The sequence below is a fragment of the Streptomyces sp. SID5643 genome, from assembly GCF_009872555.1.
Taxonomy (GTDB): Bacteria; Actinomycetota; Actinomycetes; order Streptomycetales; family Streptomycetaceae; genus Streptomyces; species Streptomyces iakyrus.
Map to the genome: position 1 here is coordinate 16,575 of NZ_WWIC01000305.1, position 22,167 is coordinate 38,741.

Here is a 22,167-nt window from a genome sequence, read left to right on the forward strand (position 1 = left end):
AGAGCCGCCCGACGACGGAGGATGCCGTGGTGGACGGACCGGAACGGAACCTGGAACTGCTCACCATCGGGGCGTTCGCCGCACGCGCCCGCCTCTCGGCGAAGGCTCTGAGGCTGTACGACCGGCTGGGGCTGCTCGCCCCGGCGCAGGTCGACGAGGCCACCGGCTACCGCTACTACCGCGTCGGCCAGGTCGAACAGGCCCGGCTCGTGGCGATGCTGCGGCAGCTGGACATGCCGCTCGCCCGGATCGCCGAGGTGGTCGAGGCGGGCGACGGGCCCGCGGCCGCCGATCTGCTCGGTGCGTACTGGGCGGACGTCGAGGCGCGGGTGGCGGGGCAGCGGACGCTCGCCGAGTACCTCCGTGGACGGCTGTCGGGGAGGAGCTCCGAGATGTACGGGAAGTTCACGGTCGAGACGGTGGAGACACCCGCGCAGGTGGTGATCTGCGAGAAGCGGCACATTCTCGCGGACGAGCTGCCGGCATGGATCGGGGCCGCGCTGGGCCGGCTGGAGGAGGCCGCCCGGGATTGCGGGGGCGTGGCCGGGGTGCCGTACGTCGCCTATCACGCGGAGGTGTCGACGGAGAGTGACGGCCCCGCTGAGGCGTGCATGCCGGTGGCCGACGAGGCGGCGGCCCGGGCCTGGGCCGAACGGCGGGGCCGGGCATGGGAGACGACGGTACGGGTGGAGCCGGCCCGGCGGCTGGCATACACCAGGATCACCAAGGCGCAGGTGGCGTACCCGCAGATCCTGGCCGCGTTCGAGGCGGTGGAGGAGTGGGTGGCGGCGCGGGGGCTGACGGCGACCGGCCCCGGCCGGGAGCTCTACTTCGCGGACTGGACGGCGACGGGACCTCAGGACCCGGCGTGTGACGTGGCGTTCCCGGTGAGCTGATCCCCCCCTCGGGCCTGCTCGGGTTCGCGGGCACCAGGGAGCCCTCTCGGCTAGGACGGCGATGCTGGTCGAGAGGGCTCTGTCGGTGGTGCTCGTGTGCGGTCTCGCCGGGTCAGGCCTTGACCGAGTCCACGAAGGCGTTCCACGCGGCGGCGGGAAACGCCAGCTTGGGGCCCTCGGGGATCTTGGTGTCCCCGAGCTCCAGGGCCTCGTCGACGGTCGACCTGACCATCACGCACGCGCCGTTGTTGTTGGTGTAGGAGGACGTCGTCCACGTTTCCGTGGCGCCCAGACGAATTGCCATGTTCGCTCCGTTGCCAGTTGCGTTTACGCCAACCCGTGCTGGTGGTTGGCGTGATCGACGCTACTCGCCAACATCCTCGTTCGGAGCAGTCATTCACTCGACTGGATGGCATATTCCAGGTGAGACTTCCAGTCAGGCGTGTCAGGGGTGTAGCATCCCGCGCTTTGCCCGACGGAACGTCATCCTCCGGCGGCTGCTCAGCGCGCGTACTCCTTCGCCACGCGCTCGATGAGCTGCCGCGACTGGTCCACGTTCAGCGACTGGGCCCGCAGGTGCTCGTACATCACCGTGTACTTCTGCACGTCGAGCGGCTTCTCCAGGTACAGGTCGCTGGTGACGCCCTCGATGTAGACGACGCTGGAGTCGGCCGCGTCGGCGAACTCCAGGATCGAGTACTGGCCGTTGATGCCCGCGTGCGCCCCGACCTCGAACGGCAGGACCTGCACGGTGATGTGGGGCAGCTGCGACATCTCGATGAGGTGCTCCAGCTGCTCGCGCATCACCGGCCGGCTGCCGACGATCCGGTGCAGGGACGCCTCGTCCAGGACCACCCACAGCCGCAGCGGTTCCGTCTCGGCGGTGATCCGGCCCTGCCGGCGCAGCCGGACCTCGACGCGCTTGTCGTTGTCCGCCTCCGATGCCTCGGGCGAACCGCCCCGGATGATGGCCTCGGCGTACGCACGGGTCTGCAACAGGCCGGTGATGATCTGGGGTTCGTAGACCCGGAGCGACTCGGCGTCCGTCTCCAGGCCGATGTAGACGCTGTAGGGGATGTCCCCGAAGGCGTGCCACCAGCCCTGCTGCCGGGAGTCCTTGGCCATCTGCATCAGCGAGTCGACGATCCGCTGGTCCTCGACCTCGTAGACCCCGCACAGGTCGCGCACGTCACGCTGGCTGATGCTGCGCCGCCCGTTCTCCAGGCGGCTGATCTTCGACTGCGACACCAGCAGCCGCTCGGCCACCTCTTCGGCCGTCATGCCCTTGAGCTCACGGAGCCTGCGGAGCTCCTGGCCCAGCCGGCGCCGCCTGACGGTGGGATTGACATTGGACGCCACGGGACGTGCACCTCCGGCTGCGTGCCTCTACTTTGCGTATCTGCTGTTGAGCAGACTGCCACCAAGGTGCTTACTACCGCTGGGAAACGGTGGATATGCGACGGGTACACGCCAGTTCGGACACGGCACGCCGAGCGGGGCGGAGAGAGTGTGCGCTCTCTCCGCCCCGCTCGGACAGCGGCTCCCGTGACCGGGTCGTGGGTCCCGTGGTGCGTGTGCCGGTCGTAGGTCGTGCTGGCGCCGGTGCGGCGCGGCTCAGTGGGCCACGGCGCGGGCCATGCTTCCGTGGCGCGGCTGCATCGGGACGCCGCGGGCGGGTTCCGATGCGGGCCTGGCCGGGCCGGCGGTCTGACGGCCGGACGGTGCCGGGCTGCGGCGCGGCTGGGCCGCGACGCCGTTCTGGACGTCCATCACCGCGTGCGCGACGAGACCGCCCATGGGGTCGTGCCTGATCAGGTCCCTGAGCCGGGAGCGAGAGGAGCGTCCCTCGTTGCCCGGGTACAGGTGCTTGCCGAGGCCGACCGCGTGAGCGAGGGCCGCGAGGGCCGCGGTCCGCGGGTCCGGCGGTACGCCGGTGCGGATCGCGGAGTCCAGCCGGGCCCTGATCTCCCGGCTGATCTCGGTGTCCGTCGCCTGGTAGCGAGTCGTCGGCAGCACTCCGCACATCTGGCCGGCCACGGCATGCACCATGCCGCACCGCTCCAGATGCGAGAGGTAGGTCTGGCGCAGCCCCAGTCGCGGCCCGCCAATCCAGTTCACTGCCCGCACGGGAGCGCCACGCCTTCGCAGCAACTCCAACGCGCAGTCCAACGTTGGATCTCCAGTCGGCCGTGGTGCCACCACGGCGATACGATCCCCGTCTGGGGCTATCCGTCCGGCCAGCGCCAGCTCTACTAGCTGTGCTCCGGCCAGACCGAGGTCGAGCGACTGCGGCTGTGCAGTGGTACCCGTGGCCGGGTCCAACGCCAGCAGCAGAAGCTCCTCCGGAAGTGTTCTGCGGCTCCTGCCCATCCATGCCTCCCCGCGTGGATGAAAGACAGGGTGACCCCTCTCACATTGGTCTGTCGAGGGTGCGTGACCGGTTCGTAGTGGAACCAGTAGGTATGTCGTTCTCGTCTACCGGATGGGTTTGGCCCGCACACAGGACACTGGTACATGGTTCGGACAGCGCCGGAGCGGTGTCGCGGGCGGCGGTTCACGGTTCGGTACGCGCACGCTGGGCATGCGGCGCGAGGAGGAGGCATCGGTGGCGGGCGAGTCCCCCGACAGGTCGAAGCAGCGCGAGTCGTCGGCACGAGAGACGTCGGGGAGCGCGAGTCCGGTTCCGGAGGCCAGGAGCGAAGTCGCCGACCCGCGGCTCGCGGTGGCCCGGGAGCCGGAGAGGTCCGCCGCGCGAGGCGGTTCCGACACGGCGACCCGCGTGCTGTCCATGCGGACGGCGGAGGAGCCGAAGAAGACCGAGGGCGAGGCCGAGCGGGCCGACGGCGACGCGGACGCCGAGGACGCGGCCGCGGACGCCGGGCAGGGCGCTTCCGGCTCCCCCGAGGGCGCGAAGGGACCCAAGGGCTCCGAGGAGTCCGAGGAGTCCGAGGAGTCCGAGGAGTCCGAAGGCAGTGACGGGCGGCTGCGGGACGCCGTCGCCGCGTGGGTCGCCTCGGCGGACGGGGACGAGCCTGCTGCCGCCGAGAGCGCGGACAAGGCCGGGAAGGCCGACGCGGACGCCCCGGCGGCCGGGAAGGCTCCCGGAGCCGCCAAGACCGTCGCGGACGCCGACGCCGACGCCGACGCCACCGAGGACGACCGCGCCGACGAGCCCGCGGAGGCCGGCACGGACGCCGAGGACGCCCAGGAAGCCCCCGAGGCGGCGTCCGGGGGCTCCGGGGCGGGCCGGAGTGCCGCCGACGAGCCCGAGGCGGACCGTTCCTCCGGCGCCGACGACGAGGACGCGGCCGAGCCGGAGGCCGAGCCGGACGAGCGGGCCGACGACGAGGACGCCGAGCCCTCGGAGCCCGGTGCCGACAACGACGTCAAGGCCCCGAAGGCAGCACTCGCCACCGACGCCACGGACGCCGAGGACGACGTCACCGGCAGGACGGACGACGACACCGACGGCACCGACGACTCCCCCGCCGAACCCCCCGTCGACCAGCCCACCGCAGTCTTCAAGGCCGTACGGCCTCCGGTCGATCAGCCCACGACCATGCTGAAGCTCGGAGGCGCGGCCAAGGACCTCCCGAAGTCGGACCTGCCGAAGACGGACGCTCCGAAGAAGGACGGTCCGAAGACGGACGCTCCGGAGAAGGACGCCGAGCGGACCAGCAAGTTCGTCGCGCTCAAGCCGCTGGACGACCCGTCGGCCAGGAAGCCGGCCGCACCGGCCGCACCGGCCGCCCCTGCCGAAGCCACCGCACCCGTCCCCGCCGTCGGCCCCGAGCGCACCACGCAGCAGCCGCTGCCGCCCAAGCCGCCGCTGGATCTGCTGGCCGAGCTGACGAACACCCCGCCGCCCCCGGAGACCCCGCTGCGGACGGCGGCCCGGCGGGTGAAGATCTGGACGCCGCTGGTGCTGCTGCTGGTGGTCGTCTTCGCGGTCGTGCAGAGCGTGCGCCCGCTGCCCTCGCCCACCCTGGAGCTCACCGCCGAGGACAGCTACACCTTCGAGGGCGGCAAGGTCGACATCCCCTGGCCCACCGACGGCCAGGCCGCGCTGGACGTCCAGGGCATCGGCACGTTCGGGTCCTCCGGCGAGCAGAAGCCCGTGCCGATCGCGAGCGTCGCCAAGGTCATGACCGCCTACGTCATCCTGCGCGACCACCCGCTCAAGAGCGGCGCGGACGGCCCGAAGATCACGATCGACCAGGCCGCCCAGGACCAGTCCGACGCCGGCCAGGAGTCCACCGTCGACGTCACCAAGGACGACAAGATCACCCAGCGTGAGGCGCTGGAGAGCATCCTGATCGCGTCCGCGAACAACGTGGCGCGGCTGCTCGCCCGCTGGGACGCGGGGTCCGAGAAGGCGTTCGTGCAGAAGATGAACGACGCCGCCGAGGACCTCGGCATGAAGAACACGACCTACACCGACCCCTCGGGCCTGAACAACACGACCGTCTCCACGGCCGTGGACCAGGTGAAGCTCGCCAAGGCCGCCATGCAGCAGCCGGTGTTCCGCGAGGTCGCGGCGATGATGTCGTACGTCGACTACAAGGGGAAGAAGCACGACAACTGGAACCGCCTGGTCGGTTACAACGACGTCACCGGCATCAAGACCGGCACCACCACGTCGGCGCTCGGCAACCTCGTCTTCGCGGCCAAGAAGGACGTGAACGGCGAGACCCGCCGGATCATCGGCGCGGTGGTGCGCCAGCCCGCGGGCGGCCCGGACAACACGATCCTGGGCGCCGCGCTCCACGAGGGCGACAAGCTGATCCGGGCGGCGCAGGGCGCGCTGGAGTCGGCGACGATCCTGAAGAAGGGCGACGTCGTCGGGTACGCGGACGACGGTCTCGGCGGCCGTACGCCGGTCGCCGTCACCAAGGACGTCACGGCCGTCGGCTGGGCGGGCCTGTCCGTCAAGCTGACGTTCGCCGCGGACGACCTGCCGCACACGGCGAAGGCCGGCACCAAGGTGGGCACGCTCACCGTGGGTGACGGCACCACCAGCGCCGTGAAGGTCCCGGTGGCCCTCCAGAAGGACCTGGTGGAGCCGGGCTTCGGGGCCAAGCTCACGCGCCTCGGCTGACCCGGGGCGCGACCCGCACCACCGCACTCCGCCGGTAACGGCCCGTCCGGGCGCCGCCCGGCGGGGTGCGTGCTAGCGTCCCGAATCGGGACAGGCCGAGAACAGAAGACGGGACACGGGGAGTGCCTTCGAGTGGCCACTGCGGAGCCGACACGCGCAGACGACACCGAACCGGGCTCGGTATCAGGCCCGCGAATACGGCTGCCCGAAGCACCGGAAGACAGCACGCACGGGAACAGCGCTCCTGAGGACGGCGGCTCGCCCGAGGACGGCGGCTCGCGGTTCGAGTGGCCCGCTCCCGTACTGGCGCTGCGTGAGCGCATGCTGCGGCACCCCGTCCTGTCCGTCACCGGCCTCGCCGCGGCGCTGCACATCCTCTGGTTCTTCACCTTCGCGAACAGCGGTGGCGATCTGGCCGCGCAGGACGCGTGGGCCGAGTTCGTCGGCCGGCACCCGGACTCGGCGTACAACCTCGCCTGGTACGGCGGGATGCACCCCGTGTCGTACAGCATGGTGTCGCCGTATCTGATGTCGCTGCTCGGCGTGCGGACGACGATGATGATCGCGGGCACGGTCTCGGCCGGTCTGCTGACGCTGCTCCTCCTGCGCAGCCGTTCCGTCCTCAACCCGCTGTGGGCGTCGCTGGCCGGTGTGTTCGGACTGTTCTGCAACGCGGTGTCCGGGCGCGTGACGTTCGGTCTCGGCATGATGTTCGCGCTCGGCGCGGTCGCCGTGGTCTTCTGCTGGCCGTACCGGTGGCGCTACAAACGCTGGGCGAAGGCCCTGAGCGCGGCGCCGCTGGCCGCGCTGGCCACCATGTCGTCGCCGGTCGCGGGCCTGTTCGTGGGCCTGGTGGCGGTGGCGCTGTTCCTTCAGAAGCGGCGGCCGGGCGCGTGGGCGCTGGGGCTGGCGCCGACCGCGGTGGTGGCGGTGTCGGCCTGGCTGTTCCCCTTCTCGGGCACGCAGCCGATGATGATCGGTTCGGTGCTGCTGCCGCTCGCGTTCTCGGTCCTCGCCTACGTGCTGGTCCCGCGGGAGTGGAAGACGGTCCGGCTCACGGCCGCGGTATACGGCCTGGGGGTCGTGCTGGTGTGGCTGATCAGCTCCCAGATCGGGTCGAACATCACGCGGCTGGCGATGCTGTTCGCCGGGGTCGCGCTGGTCGCCGCGCTGCCGTTCACCGTGCCGCGCAGCCGCAAGTGGTACACGGCCGTCGTGGCGCTGTGCGGTTTCGGCGTGTGGATCGGCTTCAAGACGGTCGACGACATCGTGCACACGGCCCCGGCGGCGTCCTGGTCGCGTGAGCTCGCGCCGCTCGTCAACGAGCTTCAGGAGGTCGGCGCCGAGAAGGGCCGGGTCGAGGTCGTCCCGGCCCGCTCCCACCGCGAGGCCTCCGCGCTCGCCCCGTACGTCAATCTGGCCCGCGGCTGGAACCGCCAGGCCGACATGGAGCGCAACCCCCTCTTCTACGACGACACCCTCAACTCGGCGAACTACCACGAGTGGCTGAAGCGCTGGGCGGTGCACTACGTCGTGCTGCCGAAGGGCGAGCCGGACGGCGACGGGGGCCAGCGGGAGCGGGCGCTCGTGCGGCGCGGGCTGCCGTACCTGACGCAGATCTGGGGCGACGCCACCTGGCAGCTGTTCAAGGTGAGCGACCCGACCCCGCTGGCCGAGCCGAACGCGGTGGTCGACCGGGCCGAGCAGGGCGAGATGGTCCTCCAGGTGAAGAAGGCGGGCCGGATCCTGGTCCGCATCCCGTACTCGCCGTGGCTGAGCATCGTCGACGCGGAGGGCAAGAGCCTGAAGCCGCCGCAGGAGACGGAGGAGTCCATGAACCGTCCCGAGGGCGAGCCGAAGACGTACGTGAACGTCAACGGCTGCCTCGCGGAGACGGAGGAGGACGCGCAGGGCGACAAGTGGACGGAACTGCTGGCCCCGAAGGCCGGCACGTACCGCCTGGCGGCGCCGTACCAGCTCCCCCGGGGGACGCCGTGCCCGGAGGAGCTGCGCTGAGCCGGTGGGCCCGGTCCGCATGACCCCTCTGAACCACCTTTCCCGTTCGATTACAGTGCTGAGCTGTCGTACGTATGGACGGTGCCCCGGGGAGGTCTAGGTGGGTGCGACTGCCGGCGCCGTCTGGGGCCGTACAGAGCAGCAGGACTTCCGCAGCCGGGTGCGCGGGACCCTGCTCGGCGTGGCCGTGGGGGACGCCCTGGGGACGCCGGTCGACCGGCTGGACATCGAGGCGATACGGGAGGCGCACGGGGCGGAGGGCCTGGTGGACCTGGCCCCCGCCTTCGGCAGACGCGGCGCCGTCACGCACCTCACCCAGCTCACCCTGTTCTCCGTCGACGGACTGATACGGGCCCAGGTCAGACGGGACACCGGTGCCTGGCACCCGCCGACCGATCTGCACCGGGCGTATCTGCGCTGGGCCGCCACCCAGCGTGACTGGGGGCCCGACGAACGCCGCAAGGAGGACGGGTGGCTGGCGCGGGAGGAATGGCTGTACGCGCGGCGGGAGCCCAGCCGAGCGCTGCTGCTCGGGCTCGGCGACGGAACCATGGGGACGCCGGAGGCGCCCAAGAACCCCGGTGAGGCCGGGCCGGAGGCCGCCGCCCGGTCGGCCCCCTTCGGGCTGCTGGTGGGCTGGGAGCCGCAGCTGGTCGCCCAGCTCGCCGTCGAGTGCGCGGCGCAGACCCACGGTCATCCCACGGCGGCCCTGGCGGCGGGCGCGTACGCCGTGATCGTCCATGCGCTGGCGCTGGGCGAGAGCCTCGACGCGGCCGTGCAGCGGACCTTCGGGCTGCTGGCCGCGCGGCCGGGGCACCAGCCGGTGTCGGACGCGTTGCAGCATGCGCTGGGTGCCGTGCGGCAGGGCATGCCCGGCCCGGAACGGGTGGCCGAGCTGAGCGGGGCGGGCACGGCGGAGGGGCTGGTGGCCGCGGCCGTGTACTGCGCGCTGGTCGCGGCCGACGTCCGGCACGGGTTGTGTCTCGCCGTGAACCACGACGGCCCCTCCGCCGCCACCGGCGCGCTGACCGGCGGTCTGCTGGGCGCGCTGCACGGGGAGACGGCTCTGCCGCCGGCCTGGCTGGCCGAGCTGGAGGGCCGCCCGACCATCCTGGAACTCGCCGACGACTTCGCCATGGAGATGACCCAGGGCCCGGCCCTGCACGGCCCGGCCGGCTCCTCCCCGGGCTGGCTGGCCCGCTATCCGCGCGGCGTGTAGGGCGCACCCCTTCCCATTGCTCACTCTCATGGCATGGGCACGTCACTGTAGAGTGGTCGTCCCGTCACCTTCGGTCCACAGGATCTGCACGACCCGACGCGGGGCCACCGTCCCGCGACTGCTGCACCGGGCTCGTCCGTTCACCCCCCTTCGTGGAGGCACTGTGCGCAACCTGCGCGGGACCCAGACGGCCGCTATCGCCGCGGCCCTGACGGCCATGGCGGTTCTGCCCACCCCGGCCCGGGCCGCCGACCCCGGGCTTCCCGGGGTGACCGCCACGACCGAGACCCCGGCCCTGTACGGCGACGACGCCGGCGGCAACGCCGACGCCGACGACCCGGCGATCTGGCGCAACGCGGCCGACCCCGACGCCAGCCTGGTCATCGCCACCGCCAAGGAGGGCGGCCTGCGCGTGTACGACCTGTCCGGCAACGAGGTGCAGTCGATCCCGGCACCGCCCGCGCCCACCCCCGACGCCAAGCCGGGCCGCTTCAACAACGTGGACCTGATCTCCGGGTTCCCGCTGCCGACCGGCCGCGCCGATGTCGCCGTCGTCACCGACCGGGGCCGCGACCACCTGCGGATCTACCGCATCACCCCGGGCGCGGCCCGGCCGCTGACCGACGTCACCGACCCGAACGCCCCGCTGGTCTTCTCCAGGACCCAGGACGAGGTCGACGACCAGGCCACCCCCTACGGCCTGGCCACCTGGAAGGACAAGGCCACCGGCCGCTCCTACGCCGTGGTCAGCCGGCGCAGCCGCACCCGGCTCGCGCTGCTGGAGCTGAGGACGACCGCCGAGGGAGCGGTGACCTACCGGCAGGTGCGCACGTACGACCTGCCCGCCTCCTTCACCCTCCCGAACGGCACGTCCTGGGCGCCCTGCACGGACCCCGGCGACCTCCCGCAGGTCGAGGGCATGGTCGTGGACCCGGTGAACAAGGTGCTCTACGCCGGCCAGGAGGATGTCGGCATCTGGCGGCTGCCCGCCGACCTCGGCGGCAGGCCGAAACTGATCGACAAGGTCCGGGAGTACGGCGTCCCCGCCACGTACGACGAGGCGACCGAGGAGTGCGTCGCGGGCGCCGACCCCGGTTACGGCGGCACGCACCTGTCCGCCGACGTCGAGGGCCTGACCCTCCTCGACGAGGGTGACGGCGACGGCTACCTGCTCGCCTCCAGCCAGGGCGACGACACCTTCGCCGCGTACGACCGCGAGGTCTCCGACGACAACGAGTACGAGAGCGGCTTCCGCATCACCGCCGGCACCGTCGACGGCTCCGAGGAGTGCGACGGCGCCGCCGTGCTCAACGCCCCCCTCGGCACCCGCTACCCGAACGGCCTGCTCGTGGTGCAGGACGGGCACAACACCCCGGGCGAGACGGACGCGGACGGCGAGATCCGCGACAACACCGACTTCAAGTTCGTCGACCTGCGCAAGGTCACCGGCGCGCTGGACGAGGACGACTGAACGACCGTACGCCCTCCGCCCTTTCGGGCGGAGGGCGTACGGTCGTCGCCTCTAGTCCTTCACCGACGTGCGCACACCGGTGTCCTCCACACCACCGGCAGGCGCCGGCACGGCGGCCGCCGCGGCACCGTCCCCGTCCGTGTTGATCTTCTCGATGATCGCCAGCCGCTCCGGTGTGTCCTCGGGCCGGATGTAGCCGACGAGGATGTACAGGACCAGCGAGACCGCCAGCGGGATCGACACCTGGTACTGGAGCGGCACGCCGCCCTCGACGTTCCAGTTGATCGGGTAGTTCACCAGCCAGAAGGCGAGCAGGCCCATCGACCAGCTGACGAGGGCCGCCGTCGGGCCGGAGCGGCGGAACGCGCGCAGCAGGCCCAGCATCATCGGGATCGCCATCGGGCCCATCAGACCGGCCACCCACTTGATGACGACGGTGATGATGTCCTTGAAGGCGGGGGAGTTGACCTGCGTCGCCGCCGCCATGGACAGGCCGAGGAAGACGACCGTGGCGATGCGGGCGACCCGCAGGCCCTGGCTCTGGTTCCAGGCCCGGGCCCTCGCCCAGATCACCGGCGCGCAGTCCCGGGTGAAGACGGCGGCGATGGCGTTGGCGTCCGAGGAGCACATGGCCATGGTGTGGGAGAAGAAGCCGACGATGACCAGGCCCAGCAGGCCGTGCGGCAGGAGCTGTTCGGTCATCAGGGCGTAGGAGTCCGAGCCGTCCGGCTTCTGCGACTCGACCAGCAGCGGCGACATCCACATGGGGAAGAACAGCACCAGCGGCCAGACCAGCCAGAGGATCGCCGAGAGGCGGGCCGACCGCTCGGCCTCCTTGGCGTTCGGCGTGGCCATGTAGCGCTGGGCCTGGTTGAGCATGCCGCCGTTGTACTCGAAGAGCTTGATGAAGAGGAACGCCAGCAAGAACACCGTGCCGTACTCGCCGACCAGGGGTTTCTCGTGGCCCTGGAGTTCGGGCGAGTCCCAGACGCCGAAGAAGCCGCCGTGGTCGTCGAGGCGTACGAAGACCGCCACGAACATCGCGATGCCGGCCAGCAACTGGATGACGAACTGGCCGAGTTCGGTGAGCGCGTCCGCCCAGAGGCCGCCGATGGTGCAGTAGACGGCGGTGATGGTACCGGTGATGAGGATGCCCTGGTTGAGGGAGATGCCCGTGAAGACGGACAGCAGGGTGGCGATCGCCGCCCACTTCGCGCCCACGTCGACGATCTTCAGCAGCATCCCGGACCAGGCCAGCGCCTGCTGCGTCTTGAGGTCGTAGCGGTTCTTCAGGTACTCCAGCGGGGAGGCCACATGGAGCCGGGAACGTAACCGGTTGATGCGCGGGGCGAACAGTTTCGAGCCGATGGCGATGCCGAGGGCGATGGGAAAGGACCAGGTGACGAAGGACGTGACGCCGTAGGTGTAGGCGATGCCGGCGTACCCGGTGAACATCACCGCGCTGTAGCCCGACATGTGGTGCGAGATGCCGGAGAGCCACCACGGCATCTTGCCGCCGGCGGTGAAGAAGTCGCTGACGTTGTCGACGCGTTTGTGCGACCAGACGCCGATCGCGACCATCACGGCGAAGTAGCCGATGAGCACGGCCCAGTCGAGACCGTTCATGTGCGCCCTCCCAGGGATCAGCCCGGCGCTCATCGTGGGCGCTGCTGCGTGAACACGACAAGTGATCGTCAGGTCAAAGGGAGGTAAAGAAGTTCTGTGTGATGGTTGCTATTCATACACATGAACTCAACGCATCAGCTCCCCCGCGTTGACCAGCAACGACTGTCCAGTGATCGCCCGCGCCCTGTCCGACGCCAGGAACGCCACCGCGTCGGCCACGTCCGCGTCCGTGGCCAGCTCCGGCAGCGCCATCCGCTCGGTCAGCCGCTCCAGGACAGCCGCCTCCGGCACCCCCTCCGACTGCGCCGCGAACTGCACGTACGCCTGCACCGGCGGCCCCCACATCCAGCCGGGCAGCACGGTGTTGACCCGGATCCGGTGGGGCCCCAGCTCCCGCGCGAGCGAGTACATCGCACTCGTCAGCGCTCCTTTCGACGCCGCGTACGCCGCCTGCCGCACCTGCGACGGGGCCGCCACCGCCGACTGCGTCCCGATGAACACCACGGAACCGCCGCCCTGCTTCAGCGACGGCAGACAGGCCCGGGTCATCCGCAGCGTGCCCAGCAGGTTCACGTCCAGCACCGACCGCCAGGACGCGAAGTCGGCGTCCTCCAGACCGCCGAAGTAGCCGTCCAGCGCGGCCACGTGCACGACCGCGTCGATCCCGCCGAACCGCTCCCCCGCCAGCTCCGCCAGCGCCTCGCACTGCGCCTCGTCGCGGATGTCCGTGGTCCGGTACGCCGTACACGCACCGCCGGGATCGACCTCGGCGGCCGTCTTCGCCAGGCTCGCCTCCGTACGGGCCCCGAGGACGGCACGCCCACCGTCCCGCACGACGGCCGCCGCGACCTGCCGCCCGAGCCCGGCCCCGACCCCCGACACGACGACCGTCTTCCCCGCGAGCAGTGACATGGCAGGACCTCCCCGGACCGGAACCCTGGCGCTCTATCTGACGGAGCGTCAGAGTATGGGTCAGCCATCGACGAAGGGGAAGGGCATGAGCGAGGACACCCGCAGCGAGCTGTACGCCGAACTGGCCGCCGTCGGCCCCTACGGCACCCACCCCGGGCACGCCCTCATCACCATGGTCGAGCCGCATCCCGGCCACGAGTACGCGTACAACCGCTGGTACGAGGACGACCACTACTACGCCGGCGCCATGGCCATGCCCTGGATGCAGGCGGGCCGCCGCTGGGTGGCGACCCGCGATCTGCAACTGCTGCGCTACCCGGAGAAGTCGGCGATCGCCCAGCCCGTCACCGCCGGCTGCTACCTCTCCACGTACTGGATCACCGCCGGCCGCTACGACGACCACATGCGCTGGACGGTCGCCGTCAACAAGCGCCTCAACCGGGACGCCCGCGTCTACCACGACCGCACGCACGTCCTCACGGCGTTCCAGAACCACGAGGCGACGGTGTACCGCGACGGGGCGGCCGGCCCCCGGGACGTCCACGCCCTCGACCACCCCTACGCGGGCCTGGTCCTCCAAGTCGTCGAGGCGGACACCCGCGAACAGCGCACCCCGCTCCTCCAGTGGCTGCGCACCCGCCACCTCCCCAAACGCCTGGCGGGCTCCCCGGCCGCCCTGGTGACGGTCTTCAGGCCCACACCCCTCCCCGGCGACCGCATGACGTACGTGAAACAGGTCGAGGGCGTCGACACCCGCCTGACGCTCCTGTGGTTCCTCCGGACCGACCCGAGGGAGTGCTGGGAGCCGCACTTCACCGGCCTCGACGCGGCTGTGGCGGAATCGGGGCTGGGCAGGGTGGAGTTGGTGGCCCCGTTCATCCCGACGGTGCCGGGGACGGACACGTACGTGGACCGGCTGCGCTGAGCGCTCCCTGTCCTCCGTCACGGGGCGCGGTCCGGCTCCTCGAAGTCGTGGAGCAGGGCGTCGGCGACCTCGGAGGAGGACCGCAACCGCACCCCGGCCTCCCCGGTCACCCCCAGGTCACGCCGCATCGCGTCCCTCATGTCCGCCACGAGGGACCAGATGCCGTGCTGCGCCACAGCCGCCGCGTGCAGGTCCTCACCGGGCCGCGGGTTTCCCTGCTCCAGGCGCTTGACGTGCCCGTAGACCTTGTTCAGGGCCCGGTTCACCTCCTGCGCGGGGGCGATCACGACATCCGGCGCGATCATCAGCGCCTCGGACCAGCGGTCGCGGTACGCGCCCTTCGCGGATTCCAGCGCCTGGACGTCCTCGTCGCCGGGCGTACGGTCGCGCATGACGTAGAGGTGCCGGCGGAGGGCCGTGCTGAACTGCCGTGCGTCGCGGTGCAGCTCCGAGTAGCACCGGCGCCGCAGCTCACGGCTCTCGCGCGCTTCCTGGAGGGCCTGCGCCATCTCCAGCTCGCGCCGCTTGGCCTTCTCGGCCCCGCGCTGGGTGAGCAGGGCACCCCCCAGCGTCCCGGCCACACCGGCCACGGCAATCAAGACCGCCCCCACGTCCATCGGATCACCCTAGACCGCCCGCCCGGGCAAGTCCCGCGTGTGCAGGGCGGGTTGCACGCGCAGCCTTTCCGTGGTCCCTCTACGCGTCGTCCGCGGGCGGCTCCGGGAGCCGCGGGATCCGGTCACCCCGGGCGCCGGTGACCTCGACACGCCACGCCGCGTGCGGTCGGCGTGCAGCCGCAGCACCAGCCGGAAGTCCCCGCCCGGGACGCGCCCGAGGTCATGCGCCTGCCGTTCACCCGGTGAGCAGCGGAGCCAGTACCGCGCGGTCGGTGTCCGGAAGCCGGTGCAGCGCCTCGGAACTGAGTTCGCGTACACGCTCCACATCCGCCCGGGCCTCTTCCCACCGCCCCGTGACGGCGTGCAGCACGGCCCGGCGGCACAGTGCCCAGACGTACCCGGGACGCATGTCCACGGCCCGGTTCAGGTCGGCCAGTGCTTCCGCGTGGCGGCCCAGCCGGGCCAGGGACTCCCCCCGGCTCGCGTACGCCGACACGTAGGCGGGGTCCAGAGCGATCGCGATGTCCAGGTCGGCCACCGCCTCCTCGTCGCGGCCCGCGATCCGGAGGGCGTCGCCCCGTTCGCAGCGGCTCCAGGGCCAGTGCGGGTTCAGCGAAACCGCGTGGTCGAGGTCGGCCAGCTGGCGATCGGGGTGGCCCAGCACCCGCCACACCCGGGCCCTGCGGGTGAGCGCCCACGGATAGTCCGGTTCGAGTTCCAGGGCCTGGGTCAGGTCGGCCAGCGCCGCCTCGGGATCGCCTCTGTTGAAACGGATCGCTCCGCGTGACGCCCAGGCGGTGTGCGTCCCTGGGTCGAGCCGGATCGCTTCGTCGAGGTCCCGCAGAGCCTCGTCGTAGCGGTCCTCGATGCGCAGGTAGTCGCCGCGGATCGCGCGGCCGCGCGCATCCTCGGGGTGCAGTGACAACGCCTCGTCGAGGTCCGCCAACGCACCCTCGTAGTCGCCCAGTTCGGCCTTGGTCATGGCGCGGCTGCGGTACGCGGGGGCGAGACCGGGGTCCAGCGCCAGCGCCCTGTCGTACTCGGCGAGCGCCTCCTCGTGCGCGCCGCCGTGCCGCAGGGCGCTGCCGCGGGCCGCATGGGCCAGGGCACGGGTCCCGGAGTCGAAGCCCGCCCGCCGCAGGAGCAGGGCCAGGGCCGCCGTGACGCCGCCGCCGGCGAGGGCCGCTGTGAGGTCGCCGCCCCAGCCGGCCGCGTCCTCGGCCTCCGCGTCGCGGCCGGCGTCCGTCAGGGCCTGTGCCCAGTGCCGGGCCGTCACCTCGTCGACGGCGCATGCCCGTACGCAGTCCCGCAGCGCGGCCGGGACCGCCTCCCTGTCGCCCGTGCAGAGCAGGTGGTACGTCTCGGCCAGGCGCAGGTCCCGCCAGGTCCCGTCCGTCCAGGGATCGGCAACGGCCTGTTCGGCCTCCTCCCGCCAGCTCCCGAACACCTGCGCCAGCCCCCGGTGCCGCGCCGCCCAGCCGCGCGGGGAGCGGCGCCGCTCCGCCCGCAGCATCGGCGCCCGTACGACGTCGTGGTAGCGCCACCGTTCGCCGTCCCGGTCGGCTACGAACGGCAGCGACCGCAGCCAGTCGCAGACCGTGTCCGCCTCCTCGTCCGGGCAGTCGGCCGCCACCCGGAACACGTCCCCGTCCAGCCACCTCGGGAGGGCACAGGAGAGCGCGGCGGCTCGGCGCACCGGGTCGCGCTCCCACTTCAGGAAACGCTCCACCGCCGTCGCGCTCGGGTCGCCCACGTCGCCGGGGTCGGTGGGGCGGGACTCGGCGAGGGTGGAGACGAGGACGGGGAGGCCACCGCTCAGGCGCAGGACCTCGGACACGACCGGTTCGGCGGTCACGCCCCTGGCGGCCAGCAAGCCGCGTGCCTCCGGCTCCGTGAACGGCGCCAGGGGCATGACGGTCACGAAGTCCGCCAAGCCGCCCCAGCGGGACCGCTCCAGGGGTGTCTGGCCCGCCGTGACCACCACCGTCGTGGCGGGCACGGCGCCGTGGCGGTCGGTCGTCATCGTCTCGTGCAGCCAGGCGTCCAGGTACGCGCCCGTACGCTCGTACGTGTCCAGGAGGAGGGTGATCCAGGGGGCCGGGGCTTCCATCAGCTCGTGCAGGAGCACCGGTGTGAGCACCTGTTCGGGGGCGAGGACCAGTTGCAGGTCCTCGTGGCTGCGGAAGCGAGCGGCCAGTCCGGCGCGCAGTCGGTCCGCCGCGCGCGCGAGTTGGTCCTCGTCCAGCATCCCCGCCAGCGGGCCGACCACCGGCACCATCCCTGCGGCCACCATCCCGGCCCGTGCAGCCACGCGCCCGCCGGCCGACGGTCCGGTGGCCTCCGACTCCGTGTCCAGCGCCGTCAGCGCAGCCAGCTCCGCTTCCTGCCGGCGTTCGCGGTGGGCGGCGAGCAGCCGGTCCAGTTCCTTCAACCGCCGCCCCTGGGCGGCGAACTGGCGACTGATCTCCGCCATCATTTCCGGCACGCTGCCCGCACTGTCGTCGACGTACGCCGTCAACGCGCCCTGCTCGCGGGCGATCTGCTCGAACTCCCGCAGCAGGAAGGTCTTCCCGACGCCGGCGTTGCCCTGCACGTGGATGCGGAAGCGGTGGCGTTCGTCGTGCGGGCCGGTGTCGAAGTTCGCCCGGAACAGGGCCCGTTCGGCGCCCCGGCCGACGAATCCGGCCCGGGTGCGCTGCCGGATCAGCTCCTGCATCGACGGTCGCGCCTGGGCCATCGGGAAGTCCCCTCGTCTCGCACGGTCGGCTTCGGTCTCATTCTGTCGCGTCCGCCCCGGCCGCTGGGGAGAATGATCGGCATGGCCACCTCCACACCCTCCACGCCGCGCGGCACACTGTCGCTAGCCGCCACCCTGCTCACCGCGACCATCGCCCTCTACATGGCGCTCGTCGCCTTCGGGAACATCACCGACTTCGGGACCAACCAGCAGTTCGTCCGGCACGTGCTGGCCATGGACACCACGTTCAAGGACGAGGACCTGATGTGGCGGGCCATCACGAGCCGGGGGCTCCAGGACGCCGCCTACGTCGCGATCATCGTCTGGGAGACCGTCGCCGCACTGGTCCTCATATACGGGAGCTGGCTGTGGGCCGGACGCGATGACCTGCGCGCCCGGCGCATGTCCACGTACGGGCTGCTGATGGTGATGCTGCTGTTCGGGGCCGGGTTCATCGGCATCGGCGGCGAGTGGTTCTCGATGTGGCAGTCGGAGGACTGGAACGGGCTGGACGCCGCGACCCGCGTCTTCCTGTTCAGCGGTGTCGTGCTGATCGTCAACCAGCTGCCGGCCCCGCGGACTCAACCGCCCGCCTCGTGAGCGCCGGCCCCGTTCGCGTGCTGAGCCAGGTAGATCCAGTCGAAGCCGTCATATCCCTCGGTGTCGAGATGCTGTGCGCGGCTGAGCCCGGCACGTGTCGCCACGCGCTGGGAAGCGACGTTGGCAGGTCGGACGCGGGCGATCAGCGGGAGGTCGGGCAGGTGACGGGATGCCCAGGTGGCGACCGCGCCTGCGGCTTCACCGGCGAAACCTTGGCCCCAGGCTGAAGTGGCGAACCGGTAGAAGAGGTTCAGGACCGGGGCCCCGTGCAGTTCCATGGGTTTGATTCCGCAGAATCCGAGCTGCTGCGCGGAGCCCTGGCGCCGTACAACCCAGTACCCGTACCCGTGCCGCTGCCACTGGTCGTCCCACCGCCGGTAGAGCGCCTCCGCTTCCTCGGGCCGGGCGAGCGCATCGGACGGGTTGTGGATGCAGGTCTGCGGATCACGGTGGACGGCGAAGATCGCGTCGACATCGGCTGTGGTGGGGCGTCTCAGCAACAGCCGGGCGGTCTTCAGCTCCACGGCTTCCGGGCTCCGGTCATTCATGCCGAGACCGCCTCACCGGTGCGGAAGATTCGGTTCAGGTGGTGGCTCAGGACTGTGGTCGCGGACTCCGGGCTGCGCTGACCGACGAGGACGCCGGTGCCGAGTCCCGCGGACATGGCAAGCAAGCCGGCTGCCTCCAGCCGTGCGTCCACACCGGGTTCGAGCAGTGCCGCTTCCTGCGCCTGCCGGAGGAGTTCGGTCAGGGCGTCCTCTGCGGCGTCGGGGTTCTTGATGAAGGGCTGGGCTGCGAGCGCCGGGTCGTTCACGGCCAGAACTGCGTAGGACGTGTAGAGGTGGTGGAAGGTGCGGCTCTCGTCGTCCGTCGGCAGCGCCGCCATCAGCAGCGCCTCGACCATTGCACGCGGACCTGGGCCGTCCCCGGCGGCCCGTACCCGGGCGGAGACCCGTTCCCCGAATCTCTCCGCCAGCAGCTCGAGCCCGAAGAGCAGCAATTTCTCCTTGGTCTGGAAGTAGTACTGCACCAGCCGCAGCGACACGCCCGCCTCCGCTGCCACCTCGCGCATCCCGACGGCATGCAGCCCGCGTCGGCCGGCGACCCGGACGAGGGCCTCGGCGATCTCGGTGCGCCGTTCTGCGTGGTCCACGCGCTTGGGCATCGGCCGGCTCTCCGCTCGTCGTTCCCGCTACGGCCCTCATGGTGCCCTTTGATGATACAGCTGTACCAACGTCGTGGTACGTTCGTATCACAAAACCGCCCACCGGAGGTGTCCATGCCTGAGACCGCCGCCCGCACCCGGGCCGATGTCGGCCGTTATGTGAGCGATGCCTGGCGGAAGCGCTATTTCACGGCCTGCGATGCGGTCTACGCGCTGGGGGCATCCCCGCTCTCGGAAGAGGACGTGGAGACGTCCTTCGGCACCACGCACGTCTACCGCTACGGCCCCGCGCACCAGGCTGCCCGATCCCGCACCCCCGTCGTCCTGGTGCACGGAGCGGGCTCCTGCTCCGCCATGTGGTACCCGAACACCCCCGCCCTCAGCGCGGACCGCCCGGTCTACGCGATCGACACCCCGGGCGATCCCGGCCGCAGCGTCCAGCGCGAACCCATCCACCAGCCCGAACGGGCTGCGCAGTGGCTGGACGAGACGCTCGCCGGGCTCGGACTCGACCGCGTCCACCTCGTCGGCTCCTCCTACGGTGGCTGGCTGGCCCTGAACCAGGCGCACCGCGGGCCCGGCCGCCTCGCCTCGGTCACCCTGCTCGACCCCGGCGGCCTGGAGAAAGTAGGGCTGCGCTTCTTCGTCTGGATCTTCGCCAGCCTCTTCGCGACCTTCGCGCCCAAGGCGCTCCGCCCGCGACTGGCCGCCTGGCTCGAACAGCCGGTCCTCGTCGTGCCGGAACTGCGCGCGATGATCCGAACGGCGGTCCGCGCCTACCGCATACGTCGCCCGGCGCCGCTGCCCCTGTCCGAGGAGGAGCTGTCGACCATCCGGACGCCGCTCTGTCTGGTGCTCGGCAAGCGGAGCCTTCTCGTGCACCCGCAGCGGCAGGTCGAGCGCGTGCCGCGCCTGGTTCCCGGTGCCCGGGCCGAGATCATCTCCGGCACGGGCCACGGGCCGCAGATCGACCACGCGGAGGAGATCAACCGCAGGATGCTGGACTTCATGGCCTCCGTCGACTGACAACCGCCCATGCCGACGAGCCCGGACAGCGCCGCAGTCGAGAGCTCGGGGGAGGCGGAGCAACAAGCGAGAAGGCCGGATTCCCCGGACCTCAGCCCGAGGTGCACGTCACTTGACCACGGTCACGGTCGTGCCGACCGTGCCGAACGCCCACAGTGCCGTGCCGTCCGCCTTCCGCATCCTGACTCCGCCCGTCTTGGTGCCGGAGGCGGCGGGCGGCGGTGAGGCCCCGTCGACCGCGTTCGAGAAGGCGACGGACACCCCGTCCTTCGCGGCGAAGTACAGGATGTGCTCGATCTGGACGCCGTCCGAGCCGGTCGTGCCCGCGTTGCGCGACGACACGGTGTAGGTGCCCGGGTCGGGGCTGACCGAGCCCGGCCAGACGGTGAACGTGCGGCGGGTCGCCTCGCTCGCGTCGACCAGCCACACCCGCTTCTCACCGAGGGAGTAGACGACGCGCCGGCCGGTGCCGGAGCCGTCGGGCACCCGCGCCGGGGCCGACGCCGTGGGGGTGGGCTGCGCCGAGGCCGTACTGCTCGGCTTGGCCGAGGCGGCGGTGGGGTGCGAGCCCCGGTCCGCCGCCTGTACGCCCAGGACCGTCACCGCGGCTATGGCTCCCACGGTCAGCCCGGTCACCCAGGCCCACGAAGGAAGTCGGGCAGGCACCGGCACGCATCTCCTCAGTCACGGGACCCCGCTTCGAAACGGGGTTCCGATCATCGTACTGCGCACCCGTGGTCCCCCGGCTCCCTCAGGGGGTGTCCCGGGCGGCCTTGCGGACCGGGACCGGGCCCGTGCCGGCGCCGCGGGCGGCGTAGCGCGGGGTGCGCACCGGGGCCGGGTAGGAGAGGTGCACCAGCCGGGTCTGTTCCTGGCGCATGTGCATGAGCGATTCGAGGATGTAGCCCACGAGCAGCACGAGCGCCGCGATGGTCATGATCGCGGCGGCGAGGATCGCCGTGGGGACCCGGGGCACGGTGCCCGTCTCGACGAAGTCGGCGATGACGGGGATGCCGAGGATGAGGGAGACCAGGGCGAGGACGCCCGCGAGGACGGTGTGGACCAGCGAGGGGCGCTCGCGCCGGGCCAGGTCGAGGATGACCCGCAGGATGCGCCAGCCGTCCCGGTAGGTGCGCAGCTTGCTCTCGCCGCCGGCGGGCCGGACCCGGTAGTCCGTCAGGACCTCCGCGGTGGGCAGCCGCAGGTGCAGCGCGTGGATGGTCATCTCGGTCTCGGTCTCGAACTCGCGGGCGAGCGCCGGGAAGGACTTCACGAAGCGCCGCGAGAAGACCCGGTAGCCGCTGAGCATGTCGGTCACGTCGTTGCCGAACAGGGAGCGCACCGCCCCGGTGAGCAGTTTGTTGCCGACCGCGTGCCCGGCCCGGTAGGCCCCGTCGGCCGTCACCCGGCGGGCGCCGACGACCTGGTCGTACGGCCCCTCGAAGAGCAGGTCCACCAGGTCGCGGGCGCGGGAGGCGTCGTAGGTGTCGTCGCCGTCGATGATGAGCAGCGCATCGGCGTCGACGTCGGCGAAGGCGCGCCGGATGACGTTGCCCTTGCCCTTGCGGTTCTCCTGCCGGACGATGGCGCCGGCCTCCCGGGCGACCTCCACGGTGCGGTCGGTGGAGGCGTTGTCGTACACGTAGACGACGGCCTCGGGGAGGGCCGCGCGCAGGTCGCGCACCACCTTGCCGACGGCCGCCTCCTCGTTGTGGCACGGCACGACACACGCGATCGTCGGTTCCACGACCACTCCTCACTCGACCGGTTCGGCATACCGTCAGCACCTCATACATCAGCACCTCATACAGTCGGACATAGTGCGATATGAGCGCGCCTGACCGGATGGGGCACGCCCG

At 71.5% G+C, this 22,167-nt stretch carries 19 protein-coding genes; 8 read left to right on the forward strand and 11 right to left on the reverse strand.

Annotation, left to right across the window (positions count from 1 at the left end):
• Positions 1-26: 26 nt before the first annotated feature.
• Positions 27-896 carry a MerR family transcriptional regulator gene (locus GTY56_RS33165; RefSeq protein WP_161368979.1) on the forward strand — a complete coding sequence of 290 codons (870 nt, stop codon included), beginning with the start codon at positions 27-29 and terminating at the stop codon, positions 894-896.
• Positions 897-1,008: 112 nt separating this feature from the next.
• Here GTY56_RS33165 and GTY56_RS33170 read toward each other — a convergent pair whose 3' ends face one another.
• The 3 genes from GTY56_RS33170 to GTY56_RS33180 form a co-directional block, all read right to left on the reverse strand.
• Positions 1,009-1,200 carry a DUF397 domain-containing protein gene (locus GTY56_RS33170; RefSeq protein ID WP_033312893.1) on the reverse strand — a complete coding sequence of 64 codons (192 nt, stop codon included), beginning with the start codon at positions 1,198-1,200 and terminating at the stop codon, positions 1,009-1,011.
• Between the two features lie 197 nt (positions 1,201-1,397).
• Positions 1,398-2,255 (reverse strand): type II toxin-antitoxin system RelB family anti-toxin, encoded by an 858-nt coding sequence (relB, locus tag GTY56_RS33175; protein ID WP_033312892.1) that lies wholly within the window; start codon positions 2,253-2,255, stop codon positions 1,398-1,400.
• 255 nt (positions 2,256-2,510) lie between these two features.
• On the reverse strand, positions 2,511-3,266 hold the full coding sequence (locus GTY56_RS33180) for a GOLPH3/VPS74 family protein (RefSeq protein WP_161368980.1): 756 nt from the start codon (positions 3,264-3,266) through the stop codon (positions 2,511-2,513).
• A gap of 211 nt (positions 3,267-3,477) precedes the next feature.
• Between GTY56_RS33180 and GTY56_RS33185 the strand changes: the two genes are divergently transcribed.
• The 4 genes from GTY56_RS33185 to GTY56_RS33200 all read left to right on the forward strand — a co-directional run bounded on the left by GTY56_RS33185 (position 3,478) and on the right by GTY56_RS33200 (position 10,700).
• Positions 3,478-5,994, forward strand: coding sequence for a D-alanyl-D-alanine carboxypeptidase (locus tag GTY56_RS33185; RefSeq protein WP_202511066.1), 2,517 nt, complete (start codon positions 3,478-3,480; stop codon positions 5,992-5,994).
• Between the two features lie 132 nt (positions 5,995-6,126).
• Complete coding sequence (locus GTY56_RS33190) at positions 6,127-8,010, forward strand: DUF8823 domain-containing protein (RefSeq protein WP_161368981.1); 1,884 nt, start codon at positions 6,127-6,129, stop codon at positions 8,008-8,010.
• 100 nt (positions 8,011-8,110) lie between these two features.
• On the forward strand, positions 8,111-9,229 hold the full coding sequence (locus GTY56_RS33195; RefSeq protein ID WP_161368982.1) for an ADP-ribosylglycohydrolase family protein: 1,119 nt from the start codon (positions 8,111-8,113) through the stop codon (positions 9,227-9,229).
• Between the two features lie 217 nt (positions 9,230-9,446).
• Positions 9,447-10,700 carry a phytase gene (locus tag GTY56_RS33200; RefSeq protein WP_161369000.1) on the forward strand — a complete coding sequence of 418 codons (1,254 nt, stop codon included), beginning with the start codon at positions 9,447-9,449 and terminating at the stop codon, positions 10,698-10,700.
• 51 nt (positions 10,701-10,751) lie between these two features.
• Here GTY56_RS33200 and GTY56_RS33205 read toward each other — a convergent pair whose 3' ends face one another.
• Positions 10,752-12,326, reverse strand: coding sequence for a sodium:solute symporter family protein (locus GTY56_RS33205; protein ID WP_161368983.1), 1,575 nt, complete (start codon positions 12,324-12,326; stop codon positions 10,752-10,754).
• Between the two features lie 126 nt (positions 12,327-12,452).
• Positions 12,453-13,238, reverse strand: coding sequence for an SDR family oxidoreductase (locus GTY56_RS33210; RefSeq protein ID WP_161368984.1), 786 nt, complete (start codon positions 13,236-13,238; stop codon positions 12,453-12,455).
• Positions 13,239-13,323: 85 nt separating this feature from the next.
• Between GTY56_RS33210 and GTY56_RS33215 the strand changes: the two genes are divergently transcribed.
• On the forward strand, positions 13,324-14,163 hold the full coding sequence (locus GTY56_RS33215) for a hypothetical protein (protein ID WP_161368985.1): 840 nt from the start codon (positions 13,324-13,326) through the stop codon (positions 14,161-14,163).
• A gap of 17 nt (positions 14,164-14,180) precedes the next feature.
• Here GTY56_RS33215 and GTY56_RS33220 read toward each other — a convergent pair whose 3' ends face one another.
• Positions 14,181-14,780 carry a hypothetical protein gene (locus tag GTY56_RS33220; RefSeq protein ID WP_237525143.1) on the reverse strand — a complete coding sequence of 200 codons (600 nt, stop codon included), beginning with the start codon at positions 14,778-14,780 and terminating at the stop codon, positions 14,181-14,183.
• A gap of 235 nt (positions 14,781-15,015) precedes the next feature.
• Positions 15,016-17,517, reverse strand: a complete 2,502-nt coding sequence (locus tag GTY56_RS33225) for a tetratricopeptide repeat protein (RefSeq protein WP_161368986.1) — start codon at positions 17,515-17,517, stop codon at positions 15,016-15,018.
• An 81-nt stretch (positions 17,518-17,598) separates the two neighbouring features.
• On the opposite strand from GTY56_RS33225, the gene GTY56_RS33230 reads away from it, so the two are divergent.
• Positions 17,599-18,117, forward strand: a complete 519-nt coding sequence (locus GTY56_RS33230) for a DUF2165 domain-containing protein (RefSeq protein WP_161368987.1) — start codon at positions 17,599-17,601, stop codon at positions 18,115-18,117.
• On the opposite strand, the gene GTY56_RS33235 is transcribed toward GTY56_RS33230, so the two are convergent.
• Positions 18,099-18,665 carry a GNAT family N-acetyltransferase gene (locus GTY56_RS33235; protein WP_161368988.1) on the reverse strand — a complete coding sequence of 189 codons (567 nt, stop codon included), beginning with the start codon at positions 18,663-18,665 and terminating at the stop codon, positions 18,099-18,101. The two genes, GTY56_RS33230 and GTY56_RS33235, sit on opposite strands and share 19 nt — an antisense overlap.
• The gene (locus tag GTY56_RS33240) at positions 18,662-19,282 is read right to left on the reverse strand and encodes a TetR/AcrR family transcriptional regulator (RefSeq protein ID WP_161368989.1); all 621 of its coding nucleotides are present in this window, start codon (positions 19,280-19,282) and stop codon (positions 18,662-18,664) included. The genes GTY56_RS33235 and GTY56_RS33240 overlap by 4 nt, the downstream gene beginning before the upstream one ends.
• Before the next feature lie 114 nt (positions 19,283-19,396).
• On the opposite strand from GTY56_RS33240, the gene GTY56_RS33245 reads away from it, so the two are divergent.
• A complete protein-coding gene (locus tag GTY56_RS33245) occupies positions 19,397-20,308 on the forward strand; it encodes an alpha/beta fold hydrolase (RefSeq protein WP_161368990.1) in 912 nt (303 codons plus the stop codon).
• 108 nt (positions 20,309-20,416) lie between these two features.
• Here the strand turns inward: GTY56_RS33245 and GTY56_RS33250 are convergent, their stop codons facing one another.
• Entirely contained in the window at positions 20,417-20,974 is a 558-nt protein-coding gene (locus tag GTY56_RS33250; protein WP_161368991.1) for a hypothetical protein, read from the reverse strand.
• Between the two features lie 85 nt (positions 20,975-21,059).
• On the reverse strand, positions 21,060-22,061 hold the full coding sequence (locus tag GTY56_RS33255; RefSeq protein ID WP_161368992.1) for a glycosyltransferase: 1,002 nt from the start codon (positions 22,059-22,061) through the stop codon (positions 21,060-21,062).
• Positions 22,062-22,167: the final 106 nt, after the last annotated feature.

Excerpts from the sequence above, each read along its gene's own strand:
- GTY56_RS33170 (WP_033312893.1), bottom strand. The coding sequence starts at position 1,200 with ATGGCAATTCGTCTGGGCGCCACGGAAACGTGGACGACGTCCTCCTAC.
- GTY56_RS33180 (WP_161368980.1), bottom strand. The coding sequence starts at position 3,266 with ATGGGCAGGAGCCGCAGAACACTTCCGGAGGAGCTTCTGCTGCTGGCG.
- GTY56_RS33185 (WP_202511066.1), top strand. The coding sequence starts at position 3,478 with ATGCGGCGCGAGGAGGAGGCATCGGTGGCGGGCGAGTCCCCCGACAGG.
- GTY56_RS33200 (WP_161369000.1), top strand. The coding sequence starts at position 9,447 with ATGGCGGTTCTGCCCACCCCGGCCCGGGCCGCCGACCCCGGGCTTCCC.
- GTY56_RS33205 (WP_161368983.1), bottom strand. The coding sequence starts at position 12,326 with ATGAACGGTCTCGACTGGGCCGTGCTCATCGGCTACTTCGCCGTGATG.
- GTY56_RS33210 (WP_161368984.1), bottom strand. The coding sequence starts at position 13,238 with ATGTCACTGCTCGCGGGGAAGACGGTCGTCGTGTCGGGGGTCGGGGCC.
- GTY56_RS33215 (WP_161368985.1), top strand. The coding sequence starts at position 13,324 with ATGAGCGAGGACACCCGCAGCGAGCTGTACGCCGAACTGGCCGCCGTC.
- GTY56_RS33220 (WP_237525143.1), bottom strand. The coding sequence starts at position 14,780 with ATGGACGTGGGGGCGGTCTTGATTGCCGTGGCCGGTGTGGCCGGGACG.
- GTY56_RS33225 (WP_161368986.1), bottom strand. The coding sequence starts at position 17,517 with ATGGCCCAGGCGCGACCGTCGATGCAGGAGCTGATCCGGCAGCGCACC.
- GTY56_RS33230 (WP_161368987.1), top strand. The coding sequence starts at position 17,599 with ATGGCCACCTCCACACCCTCCACGCCGCGCGGCACACTGTCGCTAGCC.
- GTY56_RS33235 (WP_161368988.1), bottom strand. The coding sequence starts at position 18,665 with ATGAATGACCGGAGCCCGGAAGCCGTGGAGCTGAAGACCGCCCGGCTG.
- GTY56_RS33240 (WP_161368989.1), bottom strand. The coding sequence starts at position 19,282 with ATGCCCAAGCGCGTGGACCACGCAGAACGGCGCACCGAGATCGCCGAG.
- GTY56_RS33245 (WP_161368990.1), top strand. The coding sequence starts at position 19,397 with ATGCCTGAGACCGCCGCCCGCACCCGGGCCGATGTCGGCCGTTATGTG.